Source organism: Actinoplanes sp. CA-252034, assembly GCF_050956125.1.
Classification (GTDB): Bacteria; Actinomycetota; Actinomycetes; order Mycobacteriales; family Micromonosporaceae; genus Actinoplanes.
Window position 1 is genome coordinate 4,778,307 of the sequence record NZ_CP191846.1, and the last position, 24,281, is coordinate 4,802,587.

Below are 24,281 nucleotides of genomic sequence, written 5' to 3' on the forward strand. Positions count from 1 at the left end.
CTCAGATGTCGAGGTCCTCCACCTCCGGCTCCTCCCGGATGGTCTGCAGAGCGAGGGCGTAGAGCTCGGCAGGCAGCAGCGGCTCCAGCTCCTCGACGGTGTCGACGACGGAGAACGTGGCCTGGGCCGGGGTGCGCATCCAGGCCTGGTCGGGTGACCAGTCGCCGATCCAGCCACGCCATCCCGTCGACCATTTCCGGCTGCGCTCGGCGTTGGGCCCGACCGGAGTGGTCAGCTCGGAGCGGGAGTGGTGCACGGCCAACCGGCCTCCGCTGGTGCGGAACAGCGAATACGTCTCCTCACCCTCGTTGGCCGACGCCGTCCACTCGCCCAGGGCGATGCCGAGGAACCGCTTGATCGACGAGCTGCCGACCCCGACCTTGACGGTGATCTCGTCATATCCCGCCTGTTTGGCCCGCTCGACCTGGACCAGGCGGCGCAGCGCCGTGACGATGGCTCCGGACAGGTTGCCCCCGGTCAACTCCTGGGCCTGCTGCAGCAGCGGCAGATCGTCGTCGGCGATGTAGATGGTCTTGTTCGGCATGGGACCCCCTCTGGACAGGAGTGTACTCATACGTGTACGACTACGTACATGCATACGTACACGGATCCGGTTCTCGTGGAGGACCTGGCAGTGGCCTACGGCAAGGTCACCGCTTTGAACGGTGTGAACCTGCGCATCGGCGCGGGCACGGTCCTCGGCGTCCTCGGCCCCAACGGCGCCGGCAAGACCACCCTGGTCCGGGTGTTGTCCACCTTGCAGCGCCCGTCCCGCGGCACCGCACGCGTGATGGGCCACGACGTCGTGGCCGACCCGCTGTCGGCCCGCCTCTCCATCGGCCTCGCCGGCCAGTACGCCGCCGTCGACCAGGAGCTGACCGGCCGCGAGAACCTCGAGATGGTCGGCCGCCTCTACCGGCTGCCCCGCGCCGAGGCCCGCCGTCGCGCCGGCGACGTGCTCGAGCGCTTCGACCTCACCGGCGCTGCCGACCGGCGCGTCGGCACCTACTCCGGGGGCATGCGGCGACGCCTCGACCTGGCCGCCAGTCTCACCGGCCGCCCACCCGTGCTCCTGCTCGACGAGCCCACCACCGGCCTCGACCCCCGCGCCCGCCTGGAGCTGTGGACGATCATCGACGAGCTGCGCGCCGAAGGGACCACCGTGCTGCTCACCACCCAGTACCTGGAGGAGGCCGACCGGCTCGCCCAGCGCATCGCCGTCGTCGACGCCGGCCGGGTGATCGCCGAAGGCACCCCCGAACAGCTCAAAGCCGGCATCGGCACCGACATCCTGCACATCCGGCTGCACGACCCGGCCCGGGTCGAGGACGCGGCGACGCTGCTGGCCGACGTCGGCGCGGCCGTCACCACCGACCCGCATTCCGCAGATCTGACGGTACGGGTGACGCGCCCCGAAGCCTCGGCAGAGGCCCTCCGGCGTCTCGACCGCGGCGGCGTCACCGTGGCCACGATCCAGCTCACCCGGCCCAGTCTCGACGACGTGTTCCTGTCGCTGACCGGCCGCGCCGCCACCACCGTCCTCGAGGAGACCCGATGAGCACCGGCATCGTCACCCGCGCCGGCCGGCAACGGCTCACGCTCGCCGCCGTCCTGTCCGACAGCCGCGTGATGGCCGCCCGCCAGTTGCGCCGCACCCTGCGCCGCCCCACCTACATCGTGTTCTCGTTCGTCCAGCCGGTCATCTTCGTCCTGCTGTTCCGCTTCATCTTCGGCGGCGCCATCGACACCGGCGCCACCTCCTACGTCAACTTCCTGATGCCCGGCATCATCGTGCAGACCGCGATCTTCGGTGCCCTCGTGACCGGTCTCGGCCTGACCGAGGACCTCGGCAGCGGCGTCGTCGACCGGCTGCGGTCCCTGCCGATGGCGCGCTCGGCGGTGCTCCTCGGCCGTACCGTCGCCGACCTCGTCATGAACATCGGAACCCTGACCGTCATGATCGCCGTCGGTCTGCTCGTCGGTTTCCGCCCCACCCAGCCGGCCTGGCAGTGGGGTGCCGCCTTCCTGCTGGTGCTGGCCTTCTCGTTCGTCTTCTCCTGGATCAGCGCCTGGATCGGCCTGTCCGTCCGCAACCCGGAGACCGCCCAGTCCGCCGGCTTCGTCTGGGTGTTCCCGCTGACGTTCGCGTCGTCGGCGTTCGTCCCGACCGCCACCATGCCCGGCCCGGTCCGCGCCTTCGCCGAGCACAACCCGGTCACCCACGTCGTCGATGCCGTCCGCGGCCTCACCATCGGCGGCGCCGCCCCCGCCGGCCCGGCCACCTGGGCGCTGCTGTGGCTCACCGCCCTGCTGCTGATCTTCGTCCCGCTGGCCGTCCGCACCTTCCGCCATGCCCGTTCCGCCTGATGGCAGCCACCGGGCCGCCGCCGGGACCGCCCTACCATGGCCTCGATGACTACTCCTGAGTTTCGACCCGACGGCCCTTCGCCCGCCCTGGCCCGGGCGGAGGCCGCTCTACGCCTGCTGTCGGAGCCGCCGGTGCGGCTCGACGCCGCCGTCAAGAGACTCGGCCGTGGCGGCGGCGTGTACGCCTGGTGGGCGGCTCCGTCGGTCCTGCCCGACCTGCCCGGCCCGCCGAACGCGAGCGTGCCGTCGCTGCGGCTGCTCTATCTCGGCCGCGCCGGCAGCCTGCGGGCCCGGATCCTGCGCAACCATCTGAGGCGTTCGGGCAGCTCGACGCTGCGGCGCACCCTCGCCGGCCTGCTCCTGTCCGAGGGCTACCGGACCACCTGGACCGACCGGGTCGTCCTGATCCCCGAGGACGAGACGCGGCTGACCGCCTGGATGCACGCGAACCTGCAGCTCACCTGGGCACAGGACGCGGAGCCGGTGTCCGTCGAGGCCACTCTCGTCCGGCGCCTGCACCCGCCACTGAACGTGAGTGGCGTCGACCCCGATCACGTCCAGCCGGCCGTGGTCGCCGCCAAGAAGGCGTACAACGCCTCGAGCCATCCGCCCGCCGAGTCGTGACGGCACGCTCCCCGGGGGAGGTTTCGATCCACCGCGACCAGGCAACCACAGGGCCGGAATCGAGGGTCGCGAATGGAGGCTGCCGATGGGGGACACGGCGAGAGCGGAGGGCGACCGCCGGCCGGGCCGCGCCGCCTTTCGGAAGGTCTGGTGGTTGCGCTTCCTGCTGCCGGGGATCGCCGTCGGCGCCTGGTGGTACTTCGCGGGTACCGCGGTGACCGCATACCACCTCGCCGAGGAGGGCGTGGTGGTCACCGGCGAGGTCATCAGGACCGACAGGTTCGGCCAGACGGAGAACCACACCGTCAGGTTCACCACGTCCGACGGCAGGCTGATCGAGACCAACACCGTGCCGGCGACCTGTGAGGTGAAGGATCCCGGCGCCACGGTCGAGATCCGGTATGTGGCCTCGGATCCGTACACCATCCAGGACACCTGTGACGCGCCGCGTCATCGCATGTCGGTCGGGGCCGCGCTCGCGGCGATCGGGACCACCGCTCTCAGCGTCCAGGCATGGCGACTGTGGTTCCGGTACCGCAAGGAGGGCCGCCTGCCGCCGCAGTATCCCGTCTGACCACCGGGCGTCCGGGGGTCACAGGCGGCCGGGCCCCGCAACCCGGGTCGGCCTGAGGCTGCCCGTCTGTAGTTGGCAGGGCCAGCATCGGATCTGCATTCTCATATGTCAACGCGACTATTCCGGGGCCGCGTTCGTGACATTTTTTCCGGCACCAGATTGGCCGGATTCCGGAATTCATTGATTGACGTTCTTCGCTTGACAGGACGGAAACGCCGTCTTAACGTCGGCCTGGCAAAGGTCATACGTCATATGCGGGCACTCAGCGTCGCCGAGCGCTCCCGCCATCCCCACACCGCGTTGCCATCACCTCTCCGCCGACGGGCGAGCGGGTGACGATCCGACCGCACGCTCCCCGACCTCCCCCGTGCGATGGAGTCCCTCATGCCCTTTTCTCTCAGCCGCCGCGCGCCCGGTGCGCGCCTGGTGCGCGAAGTCCGCACCGCTGCGCCCCCGCGGCGCGCGATCTCGGCGGCAGCGGCCGCCGTTCTTCTGATCACCGGCATGCTGGCGGCCATCGCCGGCCCGGTGTCGCCGGCCACCGCCCATCCGGTCGTCGCCGCCGACTTCCAGCAGGTCGAGCTCGCTCGCGGAGTCTCGGAGATGGGCGAGCCGATGTCGATGGCGGTGCTTCCCGACCGCTCGGTGCTGCACACGGCCCGCAACGGTGTCCTGCGCCGCACCACCGCGGCCGGTGTCACCACCGTGATCGGCACGCTGCCCGTCTACACCCACGACGAGGAGGGCCTGCAGGGGGTGGCGGTGGATCCCGGATTCACCACGAACCGGTTCGTCTACCTCTTCTACGCGCCACCTCTGTCGACTCCCGCCGGTGACGCGCCGGCGACCGGCACCGACTTCTCCGCGTGGAACGGAGTCAACCGGCTGGCCAGGTTCACCCTCAACGCCGACTTCACCCTCAACACCGGCAGTCAGGTGACCGTGCTGGAGGTTGCGACCAGTCGTGGCATGTGCTGCCACGTCGGCGGCGACCTCGACTTCGATGCGGCCGGCAACCTCTACCTGTCCACCGGGGACGACTCGAACCCGTTCGACTCGGGCGGCTACACGCCCATCGACGAGCGCTCCAACCGCAACCCGGTCTACGACGCGCAGCGCACCGCCGGAAACACCAACGACCTTCGCGGCAAGGTGCTGCGGATCAAGGTGAACCCGGACGGGACGTACTCGATCCCGGCGGGCAACCTGTTCCCGCCGGGAACCGCCCGGACCCGGCCGGAGATCTACGCGATGGGTCTGCGCAACCCGTTCCGGCTCAGCGTCGACAAGCCGACCGGCGCGCTGTATGTCGCCGACTACGGACCCGACGCGGGCACGACCACGTCGACGCGCGGCCCGGCCGGCCAGGTCGAGTTCAACCGGATCACCTCCGCCGGCAACTACGGCTGGCCCTACTGCACCGGGTCGAACACGACGGCGGAGACCTATGTCGACTACACGTTCCCGTCCGGGCCCTCGGGGAGCCGGTTCAACTGCGCCGCGCCGGTCAACAACTCGCCGCGTAACACCGGGCTGACCAACCTGCCGGCGGCCCGGCCGGCGTGGATCAAATACGACAACTGCTCACTGGCCGCGTTCGGCTGCGGCTCGGAGTCGCCGATGGGTGGCGCGGTGTACCGCTACGACGCGGCGAACCCGTCCACCGTCAAGTTCCCGGCGGCCCTCGACGGTCACTACTTCGCGACGGAGTTCGGCCGGCGCTGGATCAAGAGCATCGACGTCAACGCCGACGGGTCGGCCGGGCAGATCAGCGAGTTCCCCTGGCGCGGCACCCAGATCATGGACAGCGCCTTCGGACCCGACGGAGCCCTGTACGTGCTGGACTACGGCACCGGCTGGGGCAGTGGCGACGCGAGCTCCGCCCTGTACCGCATCGAGTACAACCAGGCCGGCAACAACCAGACCCCGACCGCCCGCATCGCTGCCGACCGGACCTCGGGCGCCACACCCCTGACCGTCGCCTTCTCCTCCAGTGGTTCGGCGGACCCCGAGGGCGGCGCCCTGAGCTACGCGTGGAGCTTCGGCGACGGTGGCACCTCCTCGGCGGCGAACCCCAGCCACACCTTCACCGGCAACGGCCAGCGCACCGTGACGCTCACCGTGACCGATCCCGCCGGACTGACGGCGAACGCCTCGGTGACGATCACCGTCGGTAACACCGCACCCACGGTCACGCTGAACACGCCGGCGGACGGAGCGCTGTTCACCTTCGGTGACAACGTGCCCTACACGGTCACGGTCTCGGACCCCGAGGACGGCACCGTGGACTGCAGCCGGGTGAAGGTGAGCTACTACCTCGGTCACGACGACCACGCGCATGCGATCACCTCGAGCACCGGGTGCTCGGGAACGCTGCAGATCCCGGTGGACGGCGAGCACGACACGGCGGCCAACCTGTACGCGGTGTTCGACGCGGAGTACACCGACCGGGGCGCCGGTGACCAGCCCGCTCTGACCACGCACACGCAGCAGATCCTGCAGCCCCGGCACCGGCAGGCGGAACACCGCACCACCCAGTCGGGCACCGGCCTCTACGACAAGGCGACCGCGGAGGGCGGCCGGACCGTCGGCGACATCCAGAACGGCGACTGGATCGCCTTCCCGCGCTACGCCCTCGGCACCGAGAACCGGTTCACGGCCCGGGTCTCGTCCGGTGGGGCCGGCGGCACCCTCTCGGTCCGCACCGGTTCGGCCACCGGCACGGTGCTCGGGACGGTCACGGTGCCGGTGACCGGCAGCTACGAGACCTTCACCGAGGTGTCGACGACCCTGTCCGGGGTCCCGGCCGGCACCACCACCCTCTACCTGACCTTCCAGGGCGGCACCGGCACGCTGTTCGACCTCGACGCCTTCACGTTCGGGGCCGTCCCCGGCGGCGGGGCGACCGGCCGGATCGTCGGCGCGAGCGGTGCCTGCGTCGACGTCAACGGGGCGAGCTCGGCCGACGGCGCGAAGATCCAGCTGTGGACCTGCAACGCCGGGACCAACCAGCAGTGGACCCGCAACGGCACCACCTGGCGGTCGCTGGGCAAGTGCATGAGCGTCGCCGGCGGCGCGACGGCCGACGGCAGCCTGGTGCAACTGTCGGCCTGCAACGGCTCCGGAGGGCAGAACTGGACCGCCGGATCCAACGGCTCCCTGGTCAACACCCCGTCGGGTAAGTGCCTCGACGCCAACGGCAGCAGTTCGGCCAACGGCACTCAGTTGATCATCTGGAGCTGTCACGGCGGCACCAACCAGCGCTGGACCACGCCATGAGAGGAACCCCGGCCATGCGATCACTGATCCGCACCGCTCTCGGTGCCACGGCCGCGGTGCTGCTGAGCATCGCGAGCCTCGGCGGCACCCCGGCGAGCGCCGCCGACACACCGTACGACGTGCTCGTGTTCTCCAAGACCGCCGGCTTCCGGCACGACGCCATCCCGGCCGGCATCCAGCTGATCCGTGACCTCGGGGCGGCCAACAGCTTCACGGTGACCGCCACCGAGGACTCCGGCCAGTTCAACGCCACCAACCTGGCCCGGTTCGAGGCCGTCGTCTTCCTCAACACCACCGGCGACGTGCTCGACAACACCCAGCAGAGCGCCTTCGAGAACTACATCCGCGCCGGTGGCGGGTACGTGGGTGTCCACTCGGCATCCGACACCGAATACGACTGGCCGTTCTACGGCGAACTGGTCGGGGCCTACTTCTCCTCGCATCCCGCGATCCAGCAGGCGACGGTACGGGTGGAGAACCGGGCACACGCGGCCACCGCCGGACTGGCGCCGACGGTGGCGCGCACCGACGAGTGGTACAACTTCCGGACCAATCCGCGCTCGTCGGCCCGGGTCCTGTCGGTACTCGACGAGTCGACCTACTCCGGCGGCACGATGGGCGCCGACCACCCGCACACCTGGTGCAAGACCCTCCAGGGCGGGCGGTCGTTCTACACCGGCAGCGGCCACACCCAGGCCTCCTACACCGAGGCGGGCTTCCGGGCGCAGGTGCTCGGCGGCATCCGGTACGCCGCCGGCCGCACCAGGGCCGACTGCCGTCCGGAGACCGGCTACACCACGCTCTACAACGGCTCCACCACCGGTTGGTCGCAGGCGGGGCCGGGCGGGTTCGCCAACGGCAACGCGACACTGACGACCTCCGGCGGACCGGGCATGCTGTGGTACAGCACCAGGGAGTTCCGCTCCTACTCGCTGAAACTCGACTGGATGATGCCGGGCGACGACAACTCCGGCGTGGTGATCGGCTTCCCGGCCGGCAGCGACCCGAACGCGGCCCTGGCCAACGGCTACGAGGTGCAGATCGACGCCACCGACACCACGGACCGGACGACCGGCTCGGTGTACGGGTTCAAGTCCGCCGACATCACCGCCCGTGACGCGGCGCTGAACCCACCCGGTGAGTGGAACACCTACGAGCTGCTGGTCGAGGGGGAGCGGCTGCAGGTCCTCCTGAACGGCGTCAAGATCAACGACTTCACCAACACCGATCCGGTACGGTCGTTGACCTCCGGGTACATCGGCATCCAGAACCACGGAACCGGCGACGACGTGTCGTTCCGCAACATCCGGATCAAGGAGTCCGGGGGCACGGGCCCCCGCACCGGGCCGATCACCGGCACTGGCGGCAAGTGCGTCGACGTCAGCGGTGGAAGCTCCGCCGACGGCACGAGGATCCAGCTGTGGCGCTGCACCGGCGCCACCAACCAGCAGTGGACCTCCGAGGGGACCACCCTGCGCTCGCTCGGCAAGTGCATGGGCGTCGCCGGCGGCGGCACCGGGAACGGCGCCCTGGTCCAACTGTCGTCCTGCACCGGCTCCGGTGGCCAGAACTGGACCGTGGGCGCCAACGGCTCCCTGGTGAACCCCCAGTCGGGTAGGTGCCTGGACGCCAACGGCGCCGGCTCGGCCGACGGCACCCAACTGATCATCTGGAGCTGCCACGGCGGCGCCAACCAGCGCTGGACCCTTTCATGACGTGCCGCGGAGGAGTCATCCGATGACCGACATGACACGCAGAAGAGTGCTCGCGGCCGGGATGGCCGGGGCCGGAGCCGGCATGCTGCCGGGCGGGTGGACCGCGGCCGCCCGCGCCGGTGCGGTGCCACCGGCGGCCGCGCAGGCCGCCGGGGACCTGGCACTCTGGTACGACGAGTCGGCCGGCACGGACTGGCTGCGGGCGCTGCCGATCGGCAACGGACGTCTCGGCGCCATGGTGTTCGGCAACGTCGACACCGAACGGCTGCAGCTCAACGAGGACACCGTGTGGGCCGGCGGACCCTACGACTCGGCGAACACGCGGGGCGCCGGCAACCTGGCGGAGATCCGGCGACGGGTCTTCGCCGACCAGTGGATCCCTGCCCAGGACCTGATCAACCAGACGATGATGGGCAGCCCGGCCGGGCAACTGGCGTACCAGCCGGTCGGTGATCTCCGGCTCGCCTTCGGCAGCGCCACCGGGGCGTCGCAATACCAGCGGGCCCTCGACCTGACCACCGCCACCGCGACCACCACGTACGTGCAGAACGGTGTGCGCTATCAGCGCGAGGTGTTCGCGAGCGCCCCCGATCAGGTGGTGGTGACCCGGCTGACCGCCGACCGGGACGGTTCCATCTCCTTCACCGCCACGTTCGCCAGCCCGCAACGGACGACCGTGTCCAGCCCGGACTCCGCGACGATCGCCCTCGACGGAGTCTCCGGCACGATGGAGGGCATCGTCGGCTCGGTCCGGTTCCTGGCCCTGGCCGGGGTGAGCGTCACCGGGGGGACGGTCAGCAGCTCCGGCGGCACGTTACGGGTCTCCGGCGCCACGAGCGTGACCGTGCTGGTGTCCATCGGTTCCAGCTACGTCGACTACCGCACGGTCAACGGCGACTACCAGGGCATCGCGCGACGTCACCTGGCCGCCGCCCGGACCGCCGGGTTCGACCAGCTCCGAGCCCGGCACGTGGCCGACCACCAGGCGCTCTTCAATCGGGTCACGATCGATCTCGGGCGCACCCCGGCCGCCGAACAGACCACCGACGTGCGGATCGCCCAGCACGCGGGCGTCAACGACCCGCAGTTGTCGGCACTGCTGTTCCAGTACGGCCGGTACCTGCTGATCGCCTCCTCCCGGCCGGGCACCCAGCCGGCGAACCTGCAGGGCATCTGGAACCAGGAGATGGCCCCGTCCTGGGACTCCAAGTACACCGTCAACGCGAACCTGCCGATGAACTACTGGCCGGCCGACACCACCAACCTCGCCGAATGCCTCCTGCCCGTCTTCGACATGATCGAGGACCTGACGGTGACCGGGGCCCGCACCGCCACCGTGCAGTACGGGGCCGGCGGCTGGGTGACCCACCACAACACCGACGCCTGGCGCGGGTCGTCCGTCGTCGACGGCGCACTGTGGGGCATGTGGCAGACCGGCGGCGCCTGGCTCGCCACGATGATCTGGGACCACTACCTGTTCACCGGCGACGTCGATCTCCTGCGCGCCGGCTATCCCGCGATGAAGGGCGCCGCACAGTTCTTCCTCGACTCGCTGGTGACCCACCCGTCGCTCGGGTACCTGGTCACCAACCCCTCCGACTCCCCGGAGTTGCCGCACCACGCGAACGCCAGCGTGTGCGCCGGCCCGACCATGGACAACCAGATCCTGCGCGACCTGTTCAACGGCGTCGCCCGCGCCGGTGAGGTCCTCGGCGTGGACACCGCCTTGCGTACCCGCGTCCTGGCGGCCCGCGACCGGCTGGCTCCGACCAGGGTCGGCTCGCGCGGCAACATCCAGGAGTGGCTCGCCGACTGGGTGGAGACCGAGCGCACCCACCGGCACGTCTCCCACTTGTACGGCCTGCACCCGAGCAACCAGATCACCCGGCGGGGCACGCCCCAGCTGTACCAGGCCGCCCGCCAGACGCTGGAACTGCGCGGCGACGACGGGACCGGCTGGTCACTCGCCTGGAAGATCAATTTCTGGGCGCGGCTGGAGGACGGCGCCCGCGCCCACAAACTCCTCCGCGACCTGATCCGCACCGACCGGCTCGCGCCGAACCTGTTCGACCTGCACCCGCCGTTCCAGATCGACGGCAACTTCGGTGCCACCTCGGGGATCGCCGAGATGCTGTTGCACAGCCACAACGGCGAGCTGCACGTACTGCCCGCGCTGCCGTCCGCCTGGCCGGCCGGCAGCGTCACCGGCCTGCGCGGACGCGGCGGATACACCGTCGGCGCCTCGTGGAGCACCACCCGGATCGAACTCGTCGTCACACCGGATCGCGCCGGTACGGTCCGGGTCCGCAACCGGATCTTCACCGGCGCCTTCGAGTTGCGCGACGACACGACCGGTGTCGCGGTGCAACCGGCACGACCGGAGGCCGACGTCGTCGAGTTCGCGGGCCAGGCGGGCCACACCTACCGCGCCTCGGCCACCGCGTCAGGGCCGGTGGAGACCGGCGTCCACTACCGGCTGGTGGCACAGCACAGCGGGAAGGCCGCCGACATCAACGGCGCGTCGACCGCCGCCGGCGCGCAACTGATCCAGTGGCAGATCGGCAGCGCCGCCAACCAGCAGTTCGACTTCCTGAGCTCCGGCGCGGGCTACTACCGGATCCGGGCCCGGCACAGCGGCCTGGTGCTGCAGGTGGCCGGAAACGGCACCGGCACCGACATCACCCAGCAGCCCGACGTCGACGCCGCCGGCCAGCAGTGGCGGGTGGAGGACCGGGGCGGCGGCATCGTCGTCCTGATCAACCGCCAGAGCGGACTCGCCATGGACGTGTGGCAGGCCGCCACCGCCGACGGCGCCCGCATCTCCCAGTGGACGCCCGGCACCGGCGCCAACCAGCGTTTCCAACTCCAGCGCAGCTAGGGAGCCTCCGAGGTCAGGGTCTGTGCCAGGTCACCGCCGCCCCCGGCCGGTCTACCTGGCGGGTTCGGGTGTTGTCGCCGCCGTCTGCGGTCGGTGGCCGAGCCCGGGTTCCCCTACCGGGTGCACCGGACGGCTCCGGCGATGGGCCTTGTGCCCACCCGAACCGCTGCTCGGGTGCGACCGCGGCGCGACACCGGCGTCGACGACCCGGCCCACGCGTGCCCGTAGTCCGTACCAGCGTCGGCGACCCGGCCCCCGCGTGTCGGTAGTCCGTACCAGCGTCGGCGACCCGGCCCCGCGTGTCGGTAGTCCGTGTAGTCGCTCCTCTCCGTGGTCGCCGGCGGTGATGGGCGCATACGTAGCGGTTGCGTGTGCGCTGGTCGTCGCCCTGGCGTTGGTGAGAGCCCACGATCGGGGTTTCGTGTGCGCTGGTGGTCGTGGGGGCGTCGCTGGGGTCGCACGATCGGTGTTCGTGTGCGCCTGTCCTCGTCCTCGTCCTCGTCCTCGGCGAAGGTCTCGGCGAAGGCAGGGAACGTCCTGGTGACGAGTCCCCGGGCAAAGGCAGCGGACGTCTCGGCGACCAGCCCTTCGGGGCAATGGGCCGGAGACGTCCTGGTGACGAGTCCCCCGGGCCGAGGGCAGCGGACGTCTCGGCGACCAGTCCGTGAACCGCGGCGTGAACGGGCTTGCGGCGACGTCATGACCTGGCTGAGCTATGGCCAGTCGACGCCGGCGCAGACCCTGATTCCGAAAGCTCTCTAGCCTGGAGATTTGCCGGTGGGTACGGGCAGGGTGTGAGCATGCGAGAGGGCTGGCGGGAGCTCGTTGCGGGCGACAGCCGGATCGCGCGTGCCGCGATCGCGGTCGGTCGGATCGGCGGGGACCTGTGGACCGACGGGGACGACCTGCTGTTTCCGGCGTGCTCGATCAGCAAGCATGTCGCCGCGTTCGGGGTGCTGCGGCTCGTCGCCGACTCGGTGCTCGGCCTCGACGACGACGTCAACGACCATCTGCGCGGCTGGCGGCTGCCGGGGGAGGGGACGGTCACCGTACGCCAGCTGCTGTCGCATACCGCGGGGCTGACCGAGAACTGGTTTCCCGGATACGCCGCCGGTTCACCCGTACCCTCGCTGGATCAGGTTTTGCGGGGTGAGCCGCCGGCGAACACGCCTGCCGTTCGCCGGGAGCTGGCGCCTGGAGCGGTGTTTCGCTATTCGGGCAGCCACTATGCCGTTCTGGAGAAGCTGCTCGACGATGTGACCGGGACGCCGTTCGACGAGCTGATGGATCTGCTCGTGCTCTCGCCGGTGGGCATGGTGGACAGCAGCTATGACCAGGCGTTCCCGCATGCGCATCGGCAGCGTGTCGCGCACGGGCGCCGCGGTGGTGTGCCGGTGCCGGGTGGCTGGCACACCCAGCCGGAGCGGGCCGGCGCGGGGCTGTGGAGCACCCCGGCGGATCTGGTGCGACTGGAGCTGGAGATCGCCCGTGCCGTCGCCGGTGAGTCACCGCTGCTGCCGGGGATCTGGCCGGGCAGATGGTGACGGCGCAGGTGCCGGGCGGGTTCGGCCTCGGTGTCGAGCTCGGTGCCGGGTGCTACGGGCACACCGGGCAGAACACCGGGTTCAGCTGTTTCTCGTTCGTGTGGCCGGCGTCCGGGACGGCGGCCGCGGTGATGACCGATGCCGAGGACTGCCGGGACACGCTACGGGCCCTCATCGCGCTGGGTGACGCGGAGTGGACCTGACGCACCTCGGCACGCCGGCCGGCCCGATGGTCCGGGTTCACGGTGGGTACGCCAACCGGATGTACCGGCTCGACACCGACCGGGGGTCGTTCGCGGGGAAGCAGATGAGCCGCGCCGGCTATCGCGCCGAGGACGTGTTCCGGTTCGAGCGGGCGGCCTTCGCGGCGAGCATCCCGATGCCGGAGCCGATCTCGGCCGGCTCCGGCCTGCTGGTGCACCGGTGGGCCGGCGGCGAGAAGGTGCCCGAAGCGCCGGTGTCGCCGGCGTACGCGTTCCAGGTGGGGGAGATCCTCGCCCGCCTGCACACCCTCGACGTCGCGTGGCCGCCCGGCCCGGCCGAGGACCCGGCACCACGGGACTGGCGCGAGCTCGCCGCCCGGGCGACGGCCACCCGGCAGCCGTGGGCCGGCGAGCTCACCTCCCGGGCCGGGACGTTCGCGATCGCTGACTTCGTCGACACCTGCGAGCGCCCGGGCCCCGTCGTCCTGACCCACCGGGACGTCCAACCGGCTGCCGCAGCTGGAGGACCTGCTCAGCGACCGCCGTCGAGGATCCGGGTCGGGCGGCCGGCCCCGGTGACCTGGTGGCACGCCGCCGCGGAAGGCCGCCGACACGGACGGTTCGGGCTCGCCGTTGCGGGGTTCAGCGGTAACCCGCCGCGACGATGTCGGCCTGCACCGCGTTCTCGGTAGCGTCCGTGGGGTAGCCGGCGACGATGGCACCCTCGTAGAACGTGCCGGCGCTCTGGTTGGCGCCGCCGTCGGGTTTGCAGCAGTCACCGCCGCTACCGAGCACGATGGCGCCCTGTTTCCTCATCGGGCTGTAGCCCGCCGGCAGCGAGCCGTCCCAGAGCGTGAACAGGCCGCCGCTCTGGGCGTTGCTGCCCTTGAGGGCGAACCGTGAGGTCCCGTTGTTCTTCAGCGTGGCGGTGACGAACCTGCTCGTGAAGGCGCGCTGGTTGGGGTTCCAGGTGCTGCTGCCGCCGGGGAACAGGCCCCACTCCAGATCGGCCTGCACCCAGGGCCCGGATCCCGAGCAGCCACCGAACCAGCAACTGGTGCCGAAGTAGATGGCGTCCATGGCTCCGGCGGCGTCGGCTTTGCGCGTGGTCTCGCTGTTGCCGTAGTCGAAGCAGCAGCCGCTGTTGACGTGCGTGCCGCTGGTGACCATGTACACGCCCTGGGGTGCGCTTCCGGTCGGCACTCCGGTCAGGTGCCCGTCGCGCCAGTAGCTGTTGCCCGGATTGATGTAGAGCGAGTACGCCTTCGCGCCGCCGACGGTCAGTGACTCGGTCGTCGCGACGGCGGGCCTGCTCTGTGGTGATCCGGGCACGACGGTCGAGCCCTGGTACCACAGGTCGTTGCCGCGTCCGGACTGGTCGTAGAGGACGGTGGTGACGCAGGTGGTGCCGGCGCAGAACGCGTCCTGGCTCGCGGCGTCGGCCGTACCGCCGGTGAGGGCGCCGATGTTGCGGGTGCTGTTGTCGGAGCTGCGCCGGACCTGGTAGAGGTTGCCGCGGTACGAGCTGTAGAGGGCCCGTACGGTGCTGTGCGCCGCCACGCAGGGTGTGCCGCCGGCGGCGTAGATGTCACAGGGCCGCCCTCCGGTGCCGCCGCCCGGTGTGACCTGCGCCCACTGCTGGTTGGCCTGGCCGTTGCAGGCCCACAGGTGAATCCTGGTCCCGTTGGTGGTGGCCGCTCCACTGGCGTCGAGACACAGGCCCGACTGCACCCCCGTGATGGTGCCGTTGTCGTTGACGTTCCACTGCTGGTTGGACTGGCCGTTGCAGTCCCAGATGACGGCCGCGGTGCCGTTCATAGTGCCCCGGCCGGAGGCGTCCAGGCACTTGGTGCCGTACACCGTCAGTTGCCTGCCGCTGGTGTACGTCCACGACTGGCCGGTGGCACCCGAGCAGTCGTACAGCTGGGCCTGCAGGCCGTTGGTGGTGCCGGAGCCCGGGATGTCGATGCAGCGGCCCGACTGGCCGCCGACGATGCGGGTGGGCGTGCCGACGGTGGCGGCCTCGGCGGCGCTGACGGCGCCGCCGGTGAACAGGAGAGTCAGGACCGCGGTGACGACGAGTCCGCGGCGCGTTCTACCGGTCATGGGTCTTCCTCCGGAGGGGATCATCGGCCGAGCAGTCGCCAGGTCTGGTTGAGCGGGCTCGCCTGCGTGGCCGGGTTGCAGGGCCACTGGTGGATGAGCGCCCGCGCGGCGGTGGAGACCCCGCTGACGTCGACGCACTTGCCGCTGTGTCTGGCGACGAGTTGGTAGTCGTGCGGATCGTTGCCCGCGTAGGTGACCCGGCGCAGGGTGAACTGCTGGTTCTGGCCGCTGCCGCAGGTCCACTGGTGCACGGCGGCGCCGTCGGCGGTGGACACCCCGCTGACGTCGAGGCACTTGCCGCTCTGCTGGTTGACGACCGTGTACGTGTCGGCGACCCCGGCCACCGGGCGGAAGACCCACTGCTGCTGGTCGCCGCCCTCGCAGAGGTACTGCTGCTGCCGGTTGCCGTCGGTGGTGCGCAGGTCGCTGTTGTCGAGGCACTGCCCGCTGTGCTGGGCCACGGCGACGGTCGGGAAGCTCGTGTCGGTGGGCGGCAGCACCGTGATGGTGTACGCGTCGTTGATCGTGCTGTTGGCGATGGTGACCGCCGTGGCGTCGCCGGTGAGGGTGACGACCCGGTCCTGGACGGTGACCGGGCCGGGCACCGCACCGCCACTGTTGTACGGGATGCGCTGCACCCGCACACGGACCTGGTTGCCGACGACGACGCCGCTGGTGCTGCCGAGGTTGCGCAGGTTGACGGTGACGGTGCCGGTGGTGCGGCCCCCGCCGACGAGGACCTTGGCGTTTCCGCTGCTCCTGGTGGCGTAGGCGTCGTAGCCCGCGGACGCCGTGGTGGACACGCCGGTGCCGGTCTGCCCGGCGTAGAAGCGGTAGACCCACCATTCGCCCTTGGGCCGGTACTGCCCGGCCGAGTCGTGGGTGAGCAGGTTGCCGAGGTCGTTGTGCAGGTTGCCGCCGCTGGCCCAGTTGGCGCGCAGGCCGTCGGCGCCGGCGCGTTCGAGCCGGGCGATGTACCAGGCGCCGTCGCCGGGGTTCTGCTCGTCGGAGGCGCCGTACTCGTTGATCTGATACGGCCTGGGGTGCGCGATGCCGCGGGAGTCGAGTGTCGTGTTCGCCGCGGCGACGTTGGCAACCGGGTCGCTGGGCAGGGCGTGCCAGCTGACGATGTCCGGCACCGTGGCGGTGGCCTTGACGTGGTCGAGGTACTGGTTCCACCAGGCGCCGGTGGTGGTGGGTACGCCGGCCAGGCTCGGGCCGACGATCAGGGTGCCCGGCATGTCGGCCCGCAGCCGCTGATAGGTCCGCCGCCAGAGCTCGAGGTACTGCGCCTGGGTGCGGTTCCAGAACAGGGTGATGTTGGGCTCGTTCCAGATGTCCCACTGCACCGGGACCCCGGTGGCCTTCACGTCGGCGATCACCCGGGTGAGGAAGGCGTCGTAGTCGGTCCAGGAGCCGTTGTCGCCGGGGAACCGGGAGATGGGCGCCCCGTCGGCACCCCACAGGTCGTGGGGCAGCAGGACGAACGTGCCACCGAGAGCCCTGGTGCGCAGCATCTGCGCGCGGGTGGCGTTCCACCGGCGGTCGTATCCCCCGCCGACCCAGCCGCTGCCGGCCAGCTGGGCGCCCCCGGCCCGCATGGCCCGGTATCCGACGTCGGTGAAGAAGTGGTCCGGTGGCGCGGCGCCGTTCTCGGTCATGCCGTAGATCCAGCCGGACGCCCGGTGGGTGGGCGCGGTCGTGGCGGCGGCGAAGTCGACGCTGATGCTCTGGTCGTCCGCGCGTGCCGGTGAGGCGGCGGTGAGCAGGCCGAGGGTGACGAGCGCGCCGGCCAGCAGGCGGCCGAGGCGGGCACGGGTGCGGGATGCGGGTCTCACGGTGCCTCCGGTCGGGGGAGAGGGCAGCAGGAGCCGCGGGAGGAGCCGGTGGCTCTCCCGGGGGAAAGGGGCGGTTCAGCCGGTACGGGCGGGTCCGGTGCTGTCGCGCAACGAGATGGGGGTGTGAGCAGCAGGTGGCGCGGCGGTGCGGTGGGCGCGGCGATGCGTTCGAGGAGCAGGCCGACGGCGTGCGCGCCCATTTCGAGGGTGGGGACGTCGGCTGCGGTGAGCTGCGGGCGGAAGCCCTCGGCCCAGTGCCGGGCGGCGACTCCGGCGATCGACATCTGGCGCGGGACGGCGACGTTGCGCCGCTCGATGCCGCGCTGCAGGCCGGGCAGGGCCGCCTCGTTGATCGTGGTGATGGCGGTGACCCCGGGGTGCAGGTCGAGGAGTTGCTCGAACCACTCCTCGCCGGCGGCGGGGTCGTCGGCGCACGGCAGCTCGACGCCGGTCAGGCCCCGCTGCAGGACCGCCTCGGCGAAGGCCGCCTGAGCGCGGTGCGCCGGGCCGTACCCGGCGGCGATCAGTTCGGCGGAACGGTTCAGCAGGGCGATGCTGCGGTGCCCGAGATCGGCGAGGTGGTGCACACAGCGGGCCACCAGCGCGCCGTAGTCGACGTCGACCCAGCAGGTGCCGTGTGGGTGGGCGGTGTGACCGATGGTGACGAAGGGAAGCCGTTCGCGTTGCAGCCGGATGACACGTTCGTCTTCGAGCCTGATCTCCATGAGGATGACTCCGTCGACCCGGTTGCCGGAGATCAGCCGCTCGAACGACCGGTCGTGGTCGCCACCCGACGGGGAGAGCAGCACGTCCAGGTCGGCTCGCGCGGCGGCCTCGACGACGCTGGCGACGAAGCCGAGCTGCATGTCGGTCAGCCGCGTGCTGGCCGGCGGGATGACCAGTCCCAGGGTGCGGGTGCGGCCCTCCTTCAGTGCGCGGGCGGCGGCGTTGGGCCGGTAGCCGATCTCGTCGATCACCGCCTGGATCCGCTGCCGGGTCTCCGGCCGGACCGGCCGTCGCCCGGTGAGCGCATACGACACCGTGCTGCGTGACACTCCGGCCCGGCGGGCGATCTCCCCGATGTTCACGAGCACCTCCCTACCTCGGCTCCGCACCGGCGAGCAGGCCCTGCCGGGCGACCGAGGGGGTCGCCAGGGCGTCGAATCGGTTCGAGGCCGAGGCTAGGCAGTGCGATTCATGGATGTCAATAGTGCGTCGAAGCGGTCACCGGGATGTTTCACCACGCGGCAATACTGCCGGGGTGGAGCGTTGACCACCAGGCGGCGGCGGGCCTAGATTTTGGCGAACCGAGTGGTCGAATCGATTCGATTCCCGGTGCACGCCTCCGCACACGGGCGGGCCGTCGAGGACCGCTCCGGACCCGACGAAAGGTGTTGCCCCGTGACCACACCCTTCTCCGTGCAGGAGATCCCGTTCAGCTACCCGGGATCGTGGTTCGACATCTCCCCGGTCGTGGCGGAGGGGACCTACGCCGACGACCTGCATCTGGTCTCGCACCAGCGGGGCATGCACGCGATTCTGCGCTTCGAGCCCCGCCACGCCGATGCCCGCGCCGTGACCCGGGTGACGGCGCGACCGGAGACGCTGCGGTGGGAGCATCGGGCCGGCGGCGTCGAAGTCGTCTACGAGACCGCTGACACGGTCCGTCTCCGCGGCACCGGCCTGGGCATGCGCATCGGGGCCGCGGCGACGAGCCTGACACCGTTCTCCGGCACCTACCTCTACCGGGACCCGCGTGACGGGTCGTTGGTGTTCACCTCCTACGAGACCGGCCGTCGTTACCGGATCACCGTCCTCGCCGGGACTCCGCAGGCGCCGGCCGGCACCGGCCTGCTCGGCTCCGGCGACCGGCATCTCGAGCTGCCCGGCGGATCGGCCTGGGAGCTGGTCGTCGAGGAGTACGAGACCAGCCGCGACCCGTACCGTGCGGCGGCGTCGTTCGAGGAGGTGTCCCGCGGCACCGCCGAAGCCTTCCAGAGCTACCTCCAGGCGATCGCGCCCTGGCGCGACGCGGGCACGCCGGCCGCGGAACTCGCCACCTATGTGCTGTGGTCCGCCACCGTGGCGCCGGGTGGCTTCCTGCGCCGCCCGGCCGTGCTGATGTCCAAGCACTGGATGGACAAGGTGTGGAGCTGGGACCACTGCTTCACCGCGCTCGCGCTCGCCGAGGGCGATCCCGGGCTCGCCTGGGACCAGTTCACCATCCCGTTCGATCACCAGGACGCGACGGGGGCGCTCCCGGACTCGGTGGCCCATTCGGAGGTGCTCTGCAACTTCGTCAAACCACCGATCCACGGCTGGGCGTTGCGTCGCCTGCGGGAGCGGCTGCCCGAGCCGCTGAGCCGGGACCAGTTGACCGAGACCTACCGGCGGCTGAGCGACTGGACCACGTTCTGGCTCACTCAGCGCCGTGCCCCGGGGCAGCCGCTCCCGCATTACCAGCACGGCAACGACAGCGGCTGGGACAACGCCACCGTCTTCGACGCCGGGCGCGTGCTGGAGACCGCCGATCTCACCGCTTTCCTGGTCATGCAACTGCGGGAGGTGGCCGCCCTCGCCACCGAGCTCGGCGACGAGCAGGCGGCCGGCACGTGGGCGGCGACCGCCGATCAACTGCACACGGCCCTGCTGGGTACGTTGTGGGACGGCAGCCGCTTCCTGGCCCGTGACCCGGAGACGGGCGTGACCACGAGCAGTACCAGCCTGCTCGCGCTCATGCCCGTCTGCCTCGGCGCCGACCTTCCCGACGAGGTCCGCACGGCGCTGGCCGCCGGTCTCAAGGCGCACCTCACGCCGTACGGGCTGGCCACTGAGCCCCTCGACTCGCCCCGGTACACCAGCGACGGCTACTGGCGTGGCCCGATCTGGGCACCGGTCACCCTGCTGATCGAGGACGGCCTGCGACGGGCCGGGCACGACGACCTGGCCGACGACGTCAGCAGCCGGTTCCGGGCGCTCTGCGAGACCTCGGGCTTCGCCGAGAACTTCGACGCCGGCACCGGAGCCGGTCTCCGTGACCGGGCCTACACCTGGACCGCCGCCGTCTACCTCGTCCTGGCCGCGGATCACCAGCGCCGCCGGTGACCCGCGGCCCCGCGTCACGTCACGTCACGGAGGTGCACGCCGGGGTCATGCCGGAGGCGCTGCCCTCGCCCTGGAACCCGAACTCGGCGGCCTGACCGGCACCGAGCCGGCCGTTGTGGGCGACGTTGGTGAACCGGACCGCGCCCGAGGCGCCACCGGCCGTGGCGTTCCAGGTGCTCGTCACCCGGGCGCCGCTCGGGAGGGTCAGCGCCACGCTCCAGCCGGTGGTGCCGACGGGGCCGGCGGTCACCCGTACCGTCGCCACGAATCCACCGGTCCACGAGTTCACCGTCACCGACGCCGCGCATCCAGCGGAGCCGGAGGGGGATGAGCTGGGACCGGGTGAGCTGGGGCCCGGCGAGCTGGGACCGGGCGAGCTGGGGCCGGGCGAGCTGGGACCGGGCGAGGTCGGGCCGGTCGTGTCGAGGCCGAGGAAGCGAACGGCCTGTGCCCCGTCGAAGGGGATCGAATGGCCGTACCCCTGGAAGCTGATCGCCTCGACCGGGGGCGTGCCGCCGCTGCTGCCGTAGCGGGTCCGGGTGGCGCTCGCCTGCGGGGAGTCGGTGAGGACGGGCGTCGAGGACACACCGTGCAGGTTGGTCCACTGCTTGATCTGCTCGCCGAAGTTGACGTAGCTCAAGGTGGTGTCGGTGGTGCCGTGCCAGATCTGTATCCGCGGCCGCCGTCCGCTGTAGCCGGGGTAGGCGTTGCGCACCAGATCACCCCACTGCTGGGGTGTCCTGTTGATGCGCCCGCCCGAGCACTCGCTGTTCCACTCCGAGCCGTTGGTGGTGGCGAAGCAGCCGAACGGGACGCCCGAGGAGCTGACGCCGGCCGCGAAGACGTCCGGATAGAGGCCGAGCATGACGTTGGTCATCATGGCGCCGGACGAGAAGCCGGCGGCGGTGATCCGTCCCTGGTCGACCGGGTACCGCTGACGTACGTAGTCGATCATGGATTTGAGACCGACCGGATCGCTGCCGCCGTCGCGCCGCAGCGCCTGCGGGGAGGAGACGTCCCAGCACTTGCTGCTGCGGGTCACCGACGGGTAGATCACGATGTAGCCGTATCGGTCGGCCAGGGAGCTGAGCGGGTAACCCGTGTGCAGCGCCGGTCCGCTACCGGTGCAGTAGTGCAGAGCCAGGAGCAGGGCCGGCCGTGCCGCGACGCGATCTGGCACGTAGAGGTGCATCTGCAGGTTGGTCGGGTTGGCGCCGAAGTTCGTCACCGGGACGAGGGCGGCGGCCGACGCCGGGGCCGGACTCACGATCGTGGTAGCGACCATGGCCACCGCCGTCGCCAGCGTGGCGAGCAGCAACGTGATCCTGATTCTCATGAGCTCGCTCCGGTCTCGGGAGTCGTCCACGGCCCGGCAGGCGCCGTCCTGTCCTATGGTCGACACGGCCAGCATGTGATTTGCATTGCTCAATGTCAACGCGACTATTCGAGGGCTGCCGCCGTCACAGTTTTTCCGGTATCACATTGCCTGAATCTCGTGATTCTTCAATTGACCGCCTTCGCTTGACATGGCGGAAACACCGCCTTAACGTCGGCCCAGCAAAGGTCATACGTCATATGCAGCTGGGGCGGCCTCGCCGGCCCGTCCCACGATCCCCACTGCGCTGACGTCGCGCCGCTCGTCGACGTGTGAGCCGGCCGGCCCCCTCATCCCCCTGCGCTGGAGTTCCCCCATGTCGTCCTCCCTGAGCCGTCGTCACCTGCTGCAAGCCGCCGGTCTCGGTGCGGCCACGGCCGCCGGTGGCGCCGCCGTCCTGCGGCCCGGACCCGCCGCCGCGGCGGTCGTCCCACCCGTCCGGACCGACATCGGTGTGTCGGCCCATCCGTTCGAGCTCGGTCAGGTCCGGCTCACGGCCGGGCGGTTCATGGACAACCAGACCCGCACGCTGAACTACCTGCGATTCGTCGACGTGAACCGCCTGATGTACGTATTCCGGGCCAACCATCGGCTGTCCACGAACGGCGCCACCGCCAACGGCGGATGGGACGCGCCCAGCTTCCCGTTCCGCAGTCACATGCAGGGTCATTTCCTGACCGCCTGGGCCCAGGCGTACGCCGTACTGGGCGACACCACCTGCCGCGACAAGGCGAACCAGATGGTCGCCGAGCTTGCCAAGTGCCAGGCCAACAACGCCGCCGCCGGATTCACCGCCGGTTACCTGTCGGGATTCCCGGAGGCCGACTTCACCGCCCTGGAAGCGGGCCGGGCCGTCTCCGTCTCCTACTACTGCATCCACAAGACCCTCGCCGGCCTGCTCGACGTGTGGCGGTACACCGGTAACACCCAGGCCCGCGACGTCCTGGTGAGCCTTGCCGGGTGGGTCGACTGGCGCACCGGACGGCTGAGCCACTCGCAGATGCAGGCCGTTCTGAACACCGAGTTCGGCGGGATGAACGAGGTGCTCACCGACCTCTACCAGCAGACCGGCGACGCGCGATGGCTGACCACGGCGAAACGCTTCGACCACGCGTCGGTCTTCGACCCGCTGGCCGCCGGCCAGGACCAGCTCAACGGCAAGCACGCCAACACCACGATCCCGAAGCTGATCGGGGCCGCGCGGGAGTACAAGGCCACCGGGACCACCCGCTACCGCGACATCGCCGGCAACTCGTGGAACATGATCACCGGGTCGCACACCTACGTCATCGGCGGCAACAGCCAGGCCGAGCACTTCCGGCCGCCGAACGCGATCGCCGGGTACCTCGGCAACGACACCTGCGAGCACTGCAACACGTACAACATGCTGAAGTTGACCCGCGAGTTGTGGCTGCTGGACCCGAACCGGAGCGACTACTTCGACTACTACGAGCGTGCCCTGCTCAACCATCTGATCGGCGCGCAGAACCCGGCCGACAGTCACGGCCACATCACCTACTTCACGCCGCTGCGGCCGGGTGGGCGCCGGGGCGTCGGGCCGGCCTGGGGCGGGGGCACCTGGTCGACCGACTACAACAGCTTCTGGTGCTGCCAGGGCACCGGCATCGAGACCAACACGAAGCTGATGGACTCGATCTACTTCCACAACGGAACCACGCTCACGGTGAACCTGTACGTGCCGTCGGTGCTGACCTGGGCTCAGCGCGGCATCACGGTCACCCAGGCCACCACCTATCCGGTCAGCGACACCACCACGCTGACGCTGTCCGGCTCGATGAGCGGCTCGTGGAGTCTCCGGCTGCGCATCCCGTCCTGGACCACCAACGCGGTGATCAGCGTCAACGGCGCCGTGCAGGACGTCACCGCGACACCGGGCGGCTATGCGACGGTCACCCGGACCTGGGCGGCCGGTGACACCGTGACACTGCGCCTGCCGATGCGCGTGATCATGAGCGCGGCGCCCGACAACGCCAACCTGCAGGCCATCACGTACGGCCCCGCGGTGCTCTGCGGCAACTACGGCAACACGGCCCTGTCCGCGGCGCCGTCGCTGACGGTCTCGTCGATCACCCGTACCGGTACCGGCAGCCTTGCGTTCTCGGCGACCGCGAACGGCACCGCGGTGAACATCGGTCCCTTCCACGACGCCCAGGGATTCAACTACGTCGTCTACTGGAACGCCACCGGAACCGGCGCCGGCACCGATCCCACGTTCAAACTCATGAATGTCGGCACCGGCCTGGTGCTCGGTGTGCAGAACATGTCCACCGCCGACGGTGGCCTCGCCGTGGTCTGGGGTGACACCGGCACCGCCGACCACCGCTGGGTCCGGATCACCGACGGCTCCGCGGTCCGGTTCCGCAACGTCAACAGCGGCAAGGTCCTCGGCGTCGAGAACATGTCGACCGCCGACAACGCCAAGGTCCTGCAGTGGGGCGACACCGGCACCGCCGACCACCGGTGGACCCTGGTGGCCAACAGCGACGGCTCCCACCGCATCCGCAACGTCAACAGCGGCAAGGTCCTGGCGGTGCTCAACGCTTCGAGCACCTGGGGCACCCAGGTCGTCCAGGAATCCGACAACGGCAGCGCCGACAACAACTGGCGGCTCGTTCAGGTCGGCTGACGGCCGATCCCTCCGGGATGAAGGAA

Annotated in this window: 17 protein-coding genes; 12 read left to right on the forward strand and 5 right to left on the reverse strand. The window is 70.6% G+C overall.

Going from position 1 to position 24,281, the window contains the following annotated elements; translation table 11 throughout:
- Position 1 precedes the first annotated feature (1 nt).
- Positions 2-544, reverse strand: coding sequence for an EXLDI protein (locus ACQPZW_RS21675; RefSeq protein ID WP_433796742.1), 543 nt, complete (start codon positions 542-544; stop codon positions 2-4).
- Positions 545-592: 48 nt separating this feature from the next.
- On the opposite strand from ACQPZW_RS21675, the gene ACQPZW_RS21680 reads away from it, so the two are divergent.
- The 10 genes from ACQPZW_RS21680 to ACQPZW_RS21725 all read left to right on the forward strand — a co-directional run bounded on the left by ACQPZW_RS21680 (position 593) and on the right by ACQPZW_RS21725 (position 13,876).
- On the forward strand, positions 593-1,558 hold the full coding sequence (locus tag ACQPZW_RS21680; protein WP_433796743.1) for an ATP-binding cassette domain-containing protein: 966 nt from the start codon (positions 593-595) through the stop codon (positions 1,556-1,558).
- A complete protein-coding gene (locus ACQPZW_RS21685) occupies positions 1,555-2,367 on the forward strand; it encodes an ABC transporter permease (RefSeq protein WP_433796744.1) in 813 nt (270 codons plus the stop codon). Before ACQPZW_RS21680 ends, ACQPZW_RS21685 begins: the two co-directional genes overlap by 4 nt.
- Before the next feature lie 45 nt (positions 2,368-2,412).
- Positions 2,413-2,991, forward strand: a complete 579-nt coding sequence (locus tag ACQPZW_RS21690; protein ID WP_433796745.1) for a GIY-YIG nuclease family protein — start codon at positions 2,413-2,415, stop codon at positions 2,989-2,991.
- Between the two features lie 154 nt (positions 2,992-3,145).
- A complete protein-coding gene (locus ACQPZW_RS21695; protein ID WP_433796746.1) occupies positions 3,146-3,565 on the forward strand; it encodes a hypothetical protein in 420 nt (139 codons plus the stop codon).
- 504 nt (positions 3,566-4,069) lie between these two features.
- On the forward strand, positions 4,070-6,844 hold the full coding sequence (locus ACQPZW_RS21700; protein WP_433797591.1) for a PQQ-dependent sugar dehydrogenase: 2,775 nt from the start codon (positions 4,070-4,072) through the stop codon (positions 6,842-6,844).
- Between the two features lie 14 nt (positions 6,845-6,858).
- Positions 6,859-8,559, forward strand: coding sequence for a ThuA domain-containing protein (locus ACQPZW_RS21705; RefSeq protein WP_433796747.1), 1,701 nt, complete (start codon positions 6,859-6,861; stop codon positions 8,557-8,559).
- 22 nt (positions 8,560-8,581) lie between these two features.
- Positions 8,582-11,437, forward strand: coding sequence for a glycosyl hydrolase family 95 catalytic domain-containing protein (locus ACQPZW_RS21710; protein ID WP_433796748.1), 2,856 nt, complete (start codon positions 8,582-8,584; stop codon positions 11,435-11,437).
- Positions 11,438-12,237: 800 nt separating this feature from the next.
- Positions 12,238-12,981 (forward strand): serine hydrolase domain-containing protein, encoded by a 744-nt coding sequence (locus ACQPZW_RS21715; protein WP_433796749.1) that lies wholly within the window; start codon positions 12,238-12,240, stop codon positions 12,979-12,981.
- Complete coding sequence (locus ACQPZW_RS21720; RefSeq protein WP_433796750.1) at positions 12,975-13,184, forward strand: hypothetical protein; 210 nt, start codon at positions 12,975-12,977, stop codon at positions 13,182-13,184. The genes ACQPZW_RS21715 and ACQPZW_RS21720 overlap by 7 nt, the downstream gene beginning before the upstream one ends.
- The gene (locus ACQPZW_RS21725; RefSeq protein WP_433796751.1) at positions 13,175-13,876 is read left to right on the forward strand and encodes a phosphotransferase; all 702 of its coding nucleotides are present in this window, start codon (positions 13,175-13,177) and stop codon (positions 13,874-13,876) included. The genes ACQPZW_RS21720 and ACQPZW_RS21725 overlap by 10 nt, the downstream gene beginning before the upstream one ends.
- Here ACQPZW_RS21725 and ACQPZW_RS21730 read toward each other — a convergent pair.
- The 3 genes from ACQPZW_RS21730 to ACQPZW_RS21740 are packed head-to-tail and all read right to left on the reverse strand — an operon-like array spanning position 13,827 to position 18,216.
- Positions 13,827-15,290 (reverse strand): arabinofuranosidase catalytic domain-containing protein, encoded by a 1,464-nt coding sequence (locus ACQPZW_RS21730; RefSeq protein ID WP_433796752.1) that lies wholly within the window; start codon positions 15,288-15,290, stop codon positions 13,827-13,829. The genes ACQPZW_RS21725 and ACQPZW_RS21730 overlap by 50 nt on opposite strands.
- Positions 15,291-15,310: 20 nt before the next feature.
- A complete protein-coding gene (locus tag ACQPZW_RS21735; protein ID WP_433796753.1) occupies positions 15,311-17,128 on the reverse strand; it encodes an RICIN domain-containing protein in 1,818 nt (605 codons plus the stop codon).
- Positions 17,125-18,216 (reverse strand): LacI family DNA-binding transcriptional regulator, encoded by a 1,092-nt coding sequence (locus ACQPZW_RS21740; RefSeq protein ID WP_433796754.1) that lies wholly within the window; start codon positions 18,214-18,216, stop codon positions 17,125-17,127. Before ACQPZW_RS21740 ends, ACQPZW_RS21735 begins: the two co-directional genes overlap by 4 nt.
- A gap of 313 nt (positions 18,217-18,529) precedes the next feature.
- On the opposite strand from ACQPZW_RS21740, the gene ACQPZW_RS21745 reads away from it, so the two are divergent.
- Positions 18,530-20,233, forward strand: a complete 1,704-nt coding sequence (locus tag ACQPZW_RS21745; RefSeq protein ID WP_433796755.1) for an amylo-alpha-1,6-glucosidase — start codon at positions 18,530-18,532, stop codon at positions 20,231-20,233.
- 19 nt (positions 20,234-20,252) lie between these two features.
- Here the strand turns inward: ACQPZW_RS21745 and ACQPZW_RS21750 are convergent, their stop codons facing one another.
- Entirely contained in the window at positions 20,253-21,569 is a 1,317-nt protein-coding gene (locus ACQPZW_RS21750) for an extracellular catalytic domain type 1 short-chain-length polyhydroxyalkanoate depolymerase (RefSeq protein ID WP_433796756.1), read from the reverse strand.
- A 355-nt stretch (positions 21,570-21,924) separates the two neighbouring features.
- On the opposite strand from ACQPZW_RS21750, the gene ACQPZW_RS21755 reads away from it, so the two are divergent.
- Positions 21,925-24,255: a beta-L-arabinofuranosidase domain-containing protein gene (locus tag ACQPZW_RS21755; RefSeq protein WP_433796757.1), complete on the forward strand. Its 2,331-nt coding sequence runs from the start codon at positions 21,925-21,927 to the stop codon at positions 24,253-24,255.
- Positions 24,256-24,281 lie beyond the last annotated feature (26 nt).

What these genes read in the sequence shown, in the direction of transcription:
- ACQPZW_RS21675 (WP_433796742.1), bottom strand. Translation starts at nt 544, where the DNA reads ATGCCGAACAAGACCATCTACATCGCCGACGACGATCTGCCGCTGCTG.
- ACQPZW_RS21680 (WP_433796743.1), top strand. Translation starts at nt 593, where the DNA reads ATGCATACGTACACGGATCCGGTTCTCGTGGAGGACCTGGCAGTGGCC.
- ACQPZW_RS21685 (WP_433796744.1), top strand. Translation starts at nt 1,555, where the DNA reads ATGAGCACCGGCATCGTCACCCGCGCCGGCCGGCAACGGCTCACGCTC.
- ACQPZW_RS21690 (WP_433796745.1), top strand. Translation starts at nt 2,413, where the DNA reads ATGACTACTCCTGAGTTTCGACCCGACGGCCCTTCGCCCGCCCTGGCC.
- ACQPZW_RS21700 (WP_433797591.1), top strand. Translation starts at nt 4,070, where the DNA reads ATGCTGGCGGCCATCGCCGGCCCGGTGTCGCCGGCCACCGCCCATCCG.
- ACQPZW_RS21705 (WP_433796747.1), top strand. Translation starts at nt 6,859, where the DNA reads ATGCGATCACTGATCCGCACCGCTCTCGGTGCCACGGCCGCGGTGCTG.
- ACQPZW_RS21710 (WP_433796748.1), top strand. Translation starts at nt 8,582, where the DNA reads ATGACCGACATGACACGCAGAAGAGTGCTCGCGGCCGGGATGGCCGGG.
- ACQPZW_RS21715 (WP_433796749.1), top strand. Translation starts at nt 12,238, where the DNA reads ATGCGAGAGGGCTGGCGGGAGCTCGTTGCGGGCGACAGCCGGATCGCG.
- ACQPZW_RS21720 (WP_433796750.1), top strand. Translation starts at nt 12,975, where the DNA reads ATGGTGACGGCGCAGGTGCCGGGCGGGTTCGGCCTCGGTGTCGAGCTC.
- ACQPZW_RS21730 (WP_433796752.1), bottom strand. Translation starts at nt 15,290, where the DNA reads ATGACCGGTAGAACGCGCCGCGGACTCGTCGTCACCGCGGTCCTGACT.
- ACQPZW_RS21750 (WP_433796756.1), bottom strand. Translation starts at nt 21,569, where the DNA reads ATGAGAATCAGGATCACGTTGCTGCTCGCCACGCTGGCGACGGCGGTG.
- ACQPZW_RS21755 (WP_433796757.1), top strand. Translation starts at nt 21,925, where the DNA reads ATGTCGTCCTCCCTGAGCCGTCGTCACCTGCTGCAAGCCGCCGGTCTC.